A 10,725-nucleotide genomic window follows, 5' to 3' on the forward strand; every position below is an offset into this window, starting at 1 on the left:
CGCGCCGACGCACGGGGAGAGTGCCATCCTGGTGAGCACGCGCCGCAGCAAGGGGGCTGACCATGCTGATCGTCCTGCACACGACCATCGCCATCGTTCTGGTGATCCTGCTGATCATCAGGTTCAAGGTGGACCCGATCATCTCGCTGGTGCTCGCCTCGCTCTACCTCGGGCTGGCGAGCGGGATCGGCTTCGGCAAGGCGGTGGACGCCATCACCGGCGGCTTCGGCGACATCATGGCCAAGATCGGTCTGCTCATCGGCTTCGGTGTGCTCATGGGCGCCCTGCTCCACGCGATGGGGGCGTTCAAGACGATGGTCGAGGCCCTGGTCCGACTGGTGCCGCCGGGCCGCCTCCCCTACGCCCTGGCCATGGCGCTGGCGACGATCTTTCCCTCCATCTACGTCGACGTGCAGGTGGTCCTCGCGGCACCCGTGGCCCGCTCCTCGGCGCCGTTCGTCGGCACGAGGGGGCTGCCGTTCCTCGCGGGCGCGCTCGGCACCGGCATCTTCTGCGGCTATGTCTTCGTGATCCCGGGGCTGGCGGCGATCTCCGTCGCCGGTCTGCTCAAGGTCCCCCTTGGCACCTACCTGCTGTACGGCATCGTGATCGGCCCCCTGACCGCCCTGGTCACGGTGTGGTTGTTCGGTCGGCTGCTGGCGATGGGCTGGTGGAAGGCGGAGCGCGACGAGGAGCAGTCCGAGGCGCTCGTGGAGTCCGAGCAGGCCGACGAGCAGGTCCCGGCCGAGCGGCGCCCCTCCCTGCTGCTGTCCCTGCTGCCGATCGTCGTGCCGCTGCTGATGATCGCCTTCGGTGCGTTCGCCGAGCTGCTGGACTTCTCCAACGACCTGATCGCCTTCATCGGGGACGCCAACGTCGCGCTCTTTCTCGGCCTGGTAGGCGCCTATGTCATGGCGCGGCGGTTCATCGGGACGGCGGCCACCAACGACGCCTTCGCGGACGGCCTGCACACCACCGGTGAGATCCTCCTGGTCACCGGCATCGGCGGGTCGCTCGGCGCGGTCATCAAGGCGACCGGTCTGGCCAAGGTGCTCGGAGGGTTGTTCTCGGTCAACCACTCCGCCCCCATCGTCCTCAGCATCCTGCTGGCCTGGGTCATCGCGGCGGTGCTGCACCTGGCGATCGGCTCGGTGTCCGTGGCCGCCATCACGGCGGCCGGCATCGTGGCTCCGATCCTCGGGTCGATCCAGGTGGCGCCGGTGGTGGTCGGGCTCGCCATCGCCTCGGGGTCGTTGTTCGCGCTGCAGGTCAACAGCAACTTCTTCTGGATGTTCAAGTCGCTGCTGGGTCTCTCGACGCAGGGAAGCCTCAAGACGATGACCACCGTGACGACCATCGCGTCGATCGTGTCGCTGCCGCTGACGATGGCGGCCGCCGTCATCGCCTGACACGGTGGGTGCCACGGGCCGCCGGCCTGCCTCGGTCGACCCCGGGTCAGCCCGAGAGGTGAGGGCGCCGGACCGGGAGCGCCTCTCGGCACGCGGCCGCTCGTAGCGGCTGAATTTGGGACCCGGGGCTACCGCGGCCCGGCGCCCCACCATTGTAACGCCCCCGGATGGTGAGGCTCTGATGCAACAAAGTTGGACCACACCCTCACGATCCGGGATGGGGCGTGGTGGGGGGCGGGGGACGGCGGGTCAGGTCAGGTCGCCCCCGCGCCACAGGCGGGCGCACGACTCGAGGTCCTCCCCCGTGGCGAGGATCGTCCCCGCCGATCGCAGCCACTCCGCCGGCGAGGTGACGGCGACCGCATCGCTGCGGTGGGCCCGCCCGGAGGCGACGACCCGACAGAAGGCGCCGGCGCGCTCCAGGGCGACGTCCAACTCCCCGTCGTAGACGCCCGTCAGGATGGCGTCCGCCAGCGACCGGATCTCGTCGGGCCCGGGCGGCTCGGCCGCGCCCGCCACGGCGTGCAGGACGACGGCGTGCGGCATACCGGCCTGGTAGTCGGCAGCGGCCCCCTCGGGGTCGCGGCGCACCCACTCGCGCAAGGCGTAGAGCCGCCACAGCGCACCGGGCAGGGACCGCGCCGGGAGCTGCGCCCACAGCTCGGCCAGGGTGCTCAGGCCGATGTCCTCGACCAGGGTGACCAGGCGGGCCGTGACCTGCGGGTCCTCCGACGCGCGCCCGGTGTGCACGAGCACCTGCGCCGTCTCGTGCGCCACCTCGGAGACGACGGCGGGGTCGGGCAGCTGCCCGCCGTAGGCCTCCATCGCCTCCGGCGAGTAGAACGCCGGGCGGCGAGGCGGGGTGCGACGGTCGGTCATCGGGGACCGATCACGAGGGCGCCCGGGCCGTCGAGGCGGACCTCCTCGCCCGTCCCGGCGTCGTCCCACGACGCCACGACCTGCCCCCCGTCCAGCGAGACGTCGAGCGGGCCGTCCCCGAGGTGGGCGACCACCCGGTGGTCTCCGCGGTGCAGGACGGCCGTGCGGGCGTCGGGGTCCCAGTCCAGGGACACCTGGTCCATGGCGGAGTCACGCAGGTCGGGGACCTCGCGGCGCAGGCGCAGGAGCGTGCGGTACCACGCGAGCATGCGGGCGTGGACGCCCTGCGTGGGCTCGTCCCAGTCCAGGCGCGAGGCCTCCACGGTGCCGGCGGCCTGCGGGTCGGGGACCTCGTCCGCGCCCCAGCCGTGCGAGGCGAACTCGGCGGCGCGGCCCGCCCGGATGGCCTCGACGAGCGTCTGGTCCTGGTGATCGGTGAAGTACTGCCAGGGCGTTCCGGCGGCCCACTCCTCGCCCATGAACAGCATCGGTGTGAACGGCGAGGTCAGCAGCAGCGCGGCGCCGGCGGCGAGGCGGGCCGGGTCGACGCTCGCCGAGAGCCGGTCCCCCACCGCGCGGTTGCCGACCTGGTCGTGCGTCTGCAGGGAGGCCACGAAGCGCCAGCCCGGCACCGTCGCGCGGTCGATGGGCCGCCCGTGCGCGCGCCCGCGGAAGCTCGAGTAGCCACCGTCGTGGTAGAAGGCGCCGGTGAACACTTTGGGCAGCGCATCCGGTGACGCGAAGTCGGCGTAGTAGCCGTCGGTCTCGCCGGTGATGGCCACGTGCAGGGCGTGGTGGATGTCGTCGGTCCACTGACCGTGGATGCCGAGGCCCGCCGCCACGGCGCCCTCACCGCGCGGGGTCGTGGTGCGGGCGTCGTTGCGGTCGTCCTCGGCGATCAGGGTGAGCGGGCGCCCGACCTCGGCGGCGAGGGCGTCGACCTCGCGGGACATCTCCTCGAGGATGGGCAGGGCGCGGTCGTCGATCAGGGCGTGCACGGCATCCAGCCGCAGCGCGTCGAGGTGGAAGTCGCGCAGCCAGGTGACGACGTTGTCGAGCAGGTAGCGGCGCACCTCGTCGCTGCCGGGCCCGTCGAGGTTGACGGCGGCGCCCCAGGGGGTGTGGTGCGCCTCGGTGAAGTACGGCCCGAACTCGCGCAGGTAGTTGCCGTCCGGCCCGAAGTGGTTGTAGACGACGTCCAGCGCCACGGCCAGACCCTTGCCGTGCGCCGCGTCGACGAAGCGCTGCAGGCCCGCCGGCCCGCCATACGGCTCGTGCACGGCGAACAGCGCCACCCCGTCGTAGCCCCAGTTGTGCACGCCGGGGAAGGCCGCGACGGGCATCAGCTCGACCGTGGTGACACCCAGGTCGACCAGGTGGTCGAGGCGCTCGATCGCGGCGTCGAAGGTGCCCTCGGGCGTGAACGTGCCGACGTGCAGCTCGTAGATCACCGAGCCCTCGAGCGTCTGACCCGCCCAGCCCTGGTCGGTCCAGGCGAAGGTCGCGGGGTCGTAGGGGGTGGTCAGGCCGTGGGGCCCGTCGACCAGGCGTCGGCCGCGCGGGTCGGGGCGCGGTTCGCCGCCGTCGAGGCAGAAGGCGTAGGGCGCGTCGGCCGCGACCGCGTCCGTCTCGAGGTGCCACCAGCCGCCCTCGACCCTGGACATGGGCAGACGCTGGTCCTCGACGGCCACCTCGACCAGGTCGGTGGCGGCGGGGGCCCAGAGCGTGTATGTCGTCACGATCGTGCCTTTCGGGGGTGAGGCGGATGAGGCGGGTGACGCGGGTACGACGGGGAGGTCAGGTGGGCTCACGCACGGACGAGCAGGGCGACGGGGCGCTCGGTCAGGACGTCGGCGACCAGCACCTCGCCCGTCGCCGGCACCTGCACCTGCCGCCCGGTCAGCCGGTCGGTCCAGGTGCCCGTCGGCAGCACGACCCGGGCGTCACCGAAACCACCCTCGCGGGCCAGGCGGTGCGGGGCCCGCGTCACGACCGTGGCGACCGAGGCGGCGCGGATGAAGCCGATCGCGTGCTCGGTCGTCGTGGTCAGGGGGACATAGAGCCCGGCGACGTCGAAGGCCTCGGGTCGCTCCCGGCGAAGCCGCAGCGCGGCCGAGGAGACGAGGAGCTTCTCGGCGGCGAGGGTGTCCGCCGGCTCGCCCGCGTCCAGACGGGCCAGGCTGTGCTGCAGGCCGTCGTAGTCGACCGGGCGGCGGTTGTCGGGGTCCACCAGGGACTGGTTGACGGTCTCGCAGCCCTGGTAGACGTCCGGGACGCCGGGCATCGTCAGCTGCAGCAGCTTGGCGCCGAGCACGAGCGCCCGGATGGGCTCGGCGTGGCTCCCCCACAGCGAGACGAGCGCGTCGTGGCGCTCGCCCGCCTGCAGGGCCTTGTCCGCGAACTCCAGCACCCGCGCCTCGTAGGCCTCGTCGCCGTCGACCCACGCGGTGTGCTGCTTGGCCTCGCGGACCGCCTTGAGCAGGTAGCCGTGGAGCCGCTCCGGGTCGATGAGGCCGACGCCCGCGATGGTCTGCCAGATCAGGTGCGCGGTGGGCTTGTCGATGCCGAGCTCGGTGGCCGCCGAGCGGAAGCGCATCGACAGCTCCTTCCAGGCCACGGGGTCGCCTGCGATGGCGAGGATGAACGCGCGGGTGTCCTCGCTGCGCTTGGTGTCGTGCGTGGACAGCGTGGTCATGCCGCGGGGCCAGTAGCGCCGCTGGTGCAGCGCCCACTCGTGCAGGGCGGCGGGCGAGGCGGTCTCGAGCGCCCCCGGGTCGCCGCCGACCTCGTTGAGGGCGATGAGGCGGTGCCAGCGATAGAAGGTGGTGTCCTCGATCCCCTTGGCCATCACCGGTCCCCACGTCTGCTGCAGCCGCACCGCGAAGTCGACGGCGTTGGCGTCGGCCTCCTCGGCCGTGGCCAGCTCATGCAGCTGCGCGAGCTCCGGCTCGAGGTCGGGGCGGGCGGCCACGGCTCCGTCATACGCCTCCTGCAGGCGACGACGGGCCAGGGGCGAGAGGCGCTGGTCGGGCTGGATGTAGGCGCGGTAGACCTCGCCGGCGACGAGCAGCTCGACCACGGCGAGCTGCAGACGGGTCGCGTCGGCGTCGGGCAGGGCCTCGCGGGCGCGGCGCACTAGGCGCTCGACCTCGGGCCCGAGGAGCTCCTCGACGACCTGGCGCTTGGCCTTGGTGACGTCACGCTCGACGTCGATGCGGCCGCCGCAGGCCTCCCACTGGGCCGTCAGCTCGGGCTCGGAGGCGGGGTCGACCAGCGCGGTCTGGACCGCGAGCATCGCGTCGTAGCCGGTGGTGCCGTCGCACGCCCAGTCGCGCGGGAGACGCTCGTGGCCCTCCAAGATCTTTTCCACCCAGATGATCGTGTCCTCGCGCGACTGGGTGCGCAGCCGGTCGAGGTAGCCCGCGGGGTCGGCGAGGCCGTCCGGGTGGTCGATGCGGAAGCCGTCGATCAGGCCGCGGTGGTTGAGGTCGAGCAGCAGGCGGTGCGTCTCGTCGAAGACGTCGTCCTCCTCCACCCGCACGGCGATGAGCTCGTCCACGTCGAAGAAGCGGCGATAGTTGAGGATCGACTCCTTTTGCCGCCAGGACGCGAGCTGGTAGTGCTGGCGCGCGAGCACGGCCTCCACGTCGTTGCTCTCCGTGCCGACCGCGATCGGGAAGACGTGCTCGAAGTAGCGGATGACCGGCTCACCGTCGAGCTCGTCGACGGTGATGTCGCCGGCCTGCAACGTGTTGACCAGGGTGTCCCCGAGGATGGGCAGGCCGAGGCGGCCGCCGCCGGACTTCCAGTCGATGTCGAACCAGTGCGCGGTCGTGGCGTCCCGCCCGTCCTTGAGGACCTGCCACAGCGGCCGGTTGAGGTGTTCCGGGGCGACGAGCGCCATGTGGTTGGGGACGACGTCGACGACGATGCCGAGGCCGTGCTCGTGCGCCGCGGCAGCGAGCCGCTCGAAGCCCTCGAGACCACCGAGGTCCTGGCTCAGCTCGGAGTGGTCCTGCACGTCGTAGCCGTGCTGGCTGCCCGTGACCGCCCGCAGGATCGGCGACAGATAGAGGTGGGAGATGCCGAGGTCCGCGAGGTAGGGGACGCGCGCCGCGGCGTCGTCGAACGTGAACTCGTGGTGCATCTGCAGGCGGTAGGTCGCCGTCACGGTCATGGAGGTGCGCACTCCCTGGGAGCTGGGTGATGGGGTGGGGCCGCGCCGGTGCGGACGGTCCAGTCTCCCAAGGATCCGGCCGTATGGCGAAGTGGCGCCCGCCCGGATCCAGGCTGCCGGCACCCGCGCAGGGTCAGGTCTTGTCGAGGTTGGTGGTGATCAGCACGAGCTCGCCGGCCTCGTCGGTCGCGTCGAGGTCGACCTCGGCCTGGATCCGCCAGTCGTGATCGCCCTCGGGGTCGTCGAGGATCTGGTCGACGAGCCAGCGCCCCGGCTCCCTGGTCACGATCAGCAGGGCCGGGCCACGGGCGTCCGGCCCCGTGCCGATCGTGTCGTACTCGGCATACAGGTCCTCGATCGCCTCCTGCCAGAGCTCGGCGTCCATCGGCTCCACGTCAACGGGGTCGAGGTCGGCGTCGGCGCGCGCCTGCTTGGCGACGGCGAAGGCGGCCGCGTCGAGCTCCGCGAGGTCGTTCCAGCGGCGCAGCGCGACGAGCTCGACCTTGCGGAACATTGCGGTGCGCACCATGACTCGCAGCGCTCGCTCGTTGGCGGACAGCGGCCGCGCGCCGCCGGGCAGAGGCGTCGACAGGGCGTCGAGCGCGGCCTGTGACAGCGGCTCGTCCTCACCGCTGGTGAGCTGCTCCCACTCCTCCAGCAGCGAGGAGTCGGTCTGGCGCACGACCTCGCCGAGCCACTCGATCAGGTCCTCCAGCTCGGTCGTGCGATAGCTCGCGGGCACGGTCTGGCGCAGCGCCTTGTAGGCGTCCGAGAGGTAGCGCAGCACCATCCCCTCGCCGCGGGCGAGGTTGTAGAACGCGACGAACTCCCCGAAGGTCATGGCGCGTTCGTAGAGGTCGCGGACGACGGTCTTGGGCGACAGGTCGTCCTCGCTGATCCACGGGTGGGACCTGCGGTAGGTCTCGAGGGCGGCCAGCAGCAGCTCCTCGAGCGGCTTGGGCCAGGTGACCTCCTCGAGCAGCTCCATCCGCTCGTCGTACTCGATGCCGTCCATCTTCATCTCGGCGACGGCCTCGCCGCGCGCCTTGAACTGCTGGGCCATGAGCACGCCGCGGGGGTCGTCGAGGGTGGCCTCGATGATCGACAGGACGTCCAGGGCGTAGGTCGGGCTCTCGGGGTCCAGCAGCTCGAAGGCGGCCAGCGCAAAGGTCGACAGCGGCTGGTTGAGGGCGAACCCGCGCTGCAGGTCGTCGGTGAGAACCACCTGCCGACCGGTCTCGTCGGGCTCGTCCAGCTGCGCCACCACGCCGGCGTCGCGCAGCGAGCGATAGATCTCGATCGCCCTGCGCTGCAGGCGAGCTCGCCGCCTCGGGTCCTCGTGGTTGTCCCGCAGCAGATCTCGTATGACGGGGAAGGGGTCGCCGTCACGCTGAATCACGTTGAGCAGCATGGAGTGCGTGACCTGCATGCGGGACTGGAGGGCCTCCGGCTCGGCCGCGCGGATCCTCTCGAACTGGTCCTCGGTCCAGCTGACCTGCCCCTCAGGTGCCTTCTTGCGCTGCACCTTTCGCTGCTTCTTGGGGTCGTCGCCGGCCTTGAGCAGGGCGCGGTGGTTGTCGATCACGTGGTCCGGCGCCTGGACGACCACGGTGCCCGCCGTGTCGTAGCCCGCACGCCCGGCCCGCCCGGCGATCTGGTGGAACTCGCGCGCCTTGAGCAGGCGCTGGCGGGAGCCGTCGAACTTGGTCAGGCCCGTCATGAGCACCGTGCGGATGGGGACGTTGATCCCGACGCCGAGCGTGTCGGTGCCGCAGATGACCTTGAGGAGTCCTTGCTGCGCCAAGGTCTCCACGAGGCGGCGGTACTTGGGGAGCATGCCGGCGTGGTGCACGCCGATGCCGTGGCGGACCAGCCGCTGCAGCGTCGCGCCGAAACCCTTCGCGAAGCGAAAACCCTTGAGCTCGGCCGCGATCGCCTGCTTCTCCTCCTTGGTGCACATGTTGACCGACATGAGCGCCTGGGCCCGCTCGAGGGCCGCCGCCTGCGTGAAGTGCACGACGTAGACCGGTGTCTCCTTGGCCAGCAGCAGGTCCTCGATCGTCTCGTGCACCGGCGTCAGGGCCCACTGGTAGGACAACGGGATCGGCCGCGTGGCGCTCGAGACGACGGCGGTGTCGCGGCCGGTCCGGCGGGCCAGGTCCTCCTCGAAGAAGGACGTGTCGCCGAGCGTCGCGCTCATCAGCAGGAACTGCGCCTGCGGCAGCGTGAGCAGCGGCACCTGCCAGGCCCACCCGCGGTCGGGCTCGCTGTAGAAGTGGAACTCGTCCATGACGACCTGGCCGATGTCGGCCCGATCCCCTTGGCGCAGAGCGATGTTGGCGAGCACCTCGGCGGTGCAACAGATGATGGGGGCCTGCGAGTTGACCGCGGCGTCGCCGGTCATCATGCCGACGTTCTCGGCGCCGAAGGCGTCGCACAGGGCGAAGAACTTCTCGCTCACCAGGGCCTTGATCGGCGCCGTGTAGTAGGTGCGGACGCCCTGGGCCATCGCCATGAGGTGGGCGCCCAGCGCCACCATGGACTTCCCCGACCCCGTCGGCGTCGCGAGGATGACGTTGGCCCCCGTGGCCAGCTCCAGCAGCGCCTCGTCCTGCGCGGGGTACAGCGTGATCCCCCGCTCCAGGGTCCAGTCGACGAAGGTCGAGTAGACCGCGTCCGCGTCGTAGTCGTCGGCGGTGCGGTCGGCGGGGGGTGGGAGCAGGTCGGTGAGCGTCATCGTGGACCCATCGTCCCAGATCGTTCGGGTGCGACCCCCACCCGCGGGCGCCCCGGCATACGGCGGGCAGGGCACGATCTCGAGCAGGCGGGGCACCGAGCAGGCTGCGCGACCACTGACCATCCGCCCTAGGCTGAGGTCGCACGACCTCGACCCGGGAGCCCCGCGATGAAGTACGTCCCCAACAAGATCGTCCTCGTCGGCACCGGCGCCGTCGGCATGGCCTATGCCTATGCCCTCGTCAACCAGGGGATCTGCGAGGAGCTCGTCCTCATCGACCTCAACGAGGCCAAGTCCCGCGCCGACGTGCTCGACCTCAACCACGGCGAGGCCTGGGCCCCGAGCCCGGTGCAGGTCAGCTTCGGCAGCTATGCCGACTGCCAGGACGCCGCGATGGTCGTGATCTGCGCCGGTGCCGCCCAGAAGCCCGGCGAGACGCGGCTCGACATCGCCGACATCAACCTGCGGATCTTTCGCGAGATCGTGCAGCGCGTGCAGGCGTCCGGCTTCGACGGGATCTACCTCGTCGCCACCAACCCGGTCGACGTGCTGACCTACGCCACCTGGAGGTTCAGCGGGCTGCCGGCGGAGCAGGTGATCGGGTCGGGCACCACCTTGGACACCGCGCGACTGCGCTACCACCTCGGCGAGTTCTTCGAGGTCAGCACGTCCAACGTGCACGCCCTGATCATCGGCGAGCACGGCGACTCCGAGCTGCCCGCCTGGAGCGCGGCGTCGGTGGCCGGCCGCTCGATCAGCAGGCGCATCGCCGCCGACCCGGGGCTGCGCGACCAGCTCGACGCGATCTTCCAGCGCACCCGCGACGCGGCCTATCAGATCATCGACGCCAAGGGCTCGACGAGCTATGGCATCGGGATGTCGCTGGCCCGGATCACGCGCGCCATCCTCAAGAACGAGAAGTCGACGCTCCCCGTGAGCACCCTCCTGCGCGGCGAGTACGGCCACGAGGACGTCTGCATCGGCGTCCCCACGATCCTCAGTCGCGGCGGGGCCAGGCACGTGGTCGAGCTGGATCTCGACGAGACCGAGCAGGCAGCGTTCGACGCGAGCGTGGCGACGCTGCGAGGCTTCCGCGAGCGCGTCGACGCGCTCGCGACCTCTCTCGGGTAGCGCCCGCCAGCAGCGTTGGCCGCCAGGGCGATGCCGGGCCGAGCGGTATGCCGGGAGCGCCCGCCGCCTGGCGGTGGTCGGCGTGAGGGCGCGCGGTCCGTCATACGAGCCCGGCCGGATCATCAGCCTGGCGGACGAAGCCCGGCTGATGCCCCTACCCCCGGCCGGATCATCAGCCTGGGGGACGAAGCCCGGCCGATGCCCCTACCCCCGGCGGGATCATCAGCCTGGGGGACGAAGCCCGGCCGATGCCCCTACCCCCGGTAGGATGCTCCTATGGATGTCAAGCGGCGGTAGCGAGGTGTCCGGGCTCGATGCGCTCCCGGGTGAGGACGTAGTAGATCTCGCGGGCGATGAGTCGTTTGAGGCAGCGGATGATGTCTTTCTTCGAG

General features: G+C 71.3%; 6 protein-coding genes. 2 read left to right on the forward strand and 4 right to left on the reverse strand.

Going from position 1 to position 10,725, the window contains the following annotated elements; all coding sequences use genetic code 11:
* The first annotated feature begins 62 nt into the window (after window positions 1–62).
* Entirely contained in the window at window positions 63–1,409 is a 1,347-nt protein-coding gene (locus tag GGG17_RS03400; RefSeq protein ID WP_311966390.1) for a GntP family permease, read from the forward strand.
* Window positions 1,410–1,658: 249 nt separating this feature from the next.
* Here the strand turns inward: GGG17_RS03400 and GGG17_RS03405 are convergent, their stop codons facing one another.
* The 4 genes from GGG17_RS03405 to GGG17_RS03420 all read right to left on the reverse strand — a co-directional run bounded on the left by GGG17_RS03405 (window position 1,659) and on the right by GGG17_RS03420 (window position 9,202).
* Complete coding sequence (locus tag GGG17_RS03405) at window positions 1,659–2,288, reverse strand: hypothetical protein (protein ID WP_154592364.1); 630 nt, start codon at window positions 2,286–2,288, stop codon at window positions 1,659–1,661.
* Window positions 2,285–4,027: a malto-oligosyltrehalose trehalohydrolase gene (gene treZ / locus GGG17_RS03410; RefSeq protein ID WP_311966391.1), complete on the reverse strand. Its 1,743-nt coding sequence runs from the start codon at window positions 4,025–4,027 to the stop codon at window positions 2,285–2,287. The genes GGG17_RS03405 and treZ overlap by 4 nt, the downstream gene beginning before the upstream one ends.
* Window positions 4,028–4,095: 68 nt before the next feature.
* Complete coding sequence (gene treY / locus GGG17_RS03415) at window positions 4,096–6,465, reverse strand: malto-oligosyltrehalose synthase (RefSeq protein WP_154592366.1); 2,370 nt, start codon at window positions 6,463–6,465, stop codon at window positions 4,096–4,098.
* 133 nt (window positions 6,466–6,598) lie between these two features.
* A complete protein-coding gene (locus tag GGG17_RS03420; RefSeq protein ID WP_154592367.1) occupies window positions 6,599–9,202 on the reverse strand; it encodes a DEAD/DEAH box helicase in 2,604 nt (867 codons plus the stop codon).
* 168 nt (window positions 9,203–9,370) lie between these two features.
* Here GGG17_RS03420 and GGG17_RS03425 point away from each other — a divergent pair, with 168 nt between their 5' ends.
* Window positions 9,371–10,333 carry an L-lactate dehydrogenase gene (locus tag GGG17_RS03425; RefSeq protein ID WP_154592368.1) on the forward strand — a complete coding sequence of 321 codons (963 nt, stop codon included), beginning with the start codon at window positions 9,371–9,373 and terminating at the stop codon, window positions 10,331–10,333.
* The last annotated feature ends 392 nt before the right edge of the window (window positions 10,334–10,725 follow it).

Origin of the sequence: Arsenicicoccus cauae (assembly GCF_009707125.1) — a bacterium.
Classification (GTDB): Bacteria; Actinomycetota; Actinomycetes; order Actinomycetales; family Dermatophilaceae; genus Arsenicicoccus; species Arsenicicoccus cauae.

Bases quoted from the DNA above. Each gene is read 5' to 3' on its own strand.
- GGG17_RS03400 (WP_311966390.1), top strand. From the start codon at position 63: ATGCTGATCGTCCTGCACACGACCATCGCCATCGTTCTGGTGATCCTG.
- GGG17_RS03405 (WP_154592364.1), bottom strand. From the start codon at position 2,288: ATGACCGACCGTCGCACCCCGCCTCGCCGCCCGGCGTTCTACTCGCCG.
- treY (WP_154592366.1), bottom strand. From the start codon at position 6,465: ATGACCGTGACGGCGACCTACCGCCTGCAGATGCACCACGAGTTCACG.
- GGG17_RS03420 (WP_154592367.1), bottom strand. From the start codon at position 9,202: ATGACGCTCACCGACCTGCTCCCACCCCCCGCCGACCGCACCGCCGAC.
- GGG17_RS03425 (WP_154592368.1), top strand. From the start codon at position 9,371: ATGAAGTACGTCCCCAACAAGATCGTCCTCGTCGGCACCGGCGCCGTC.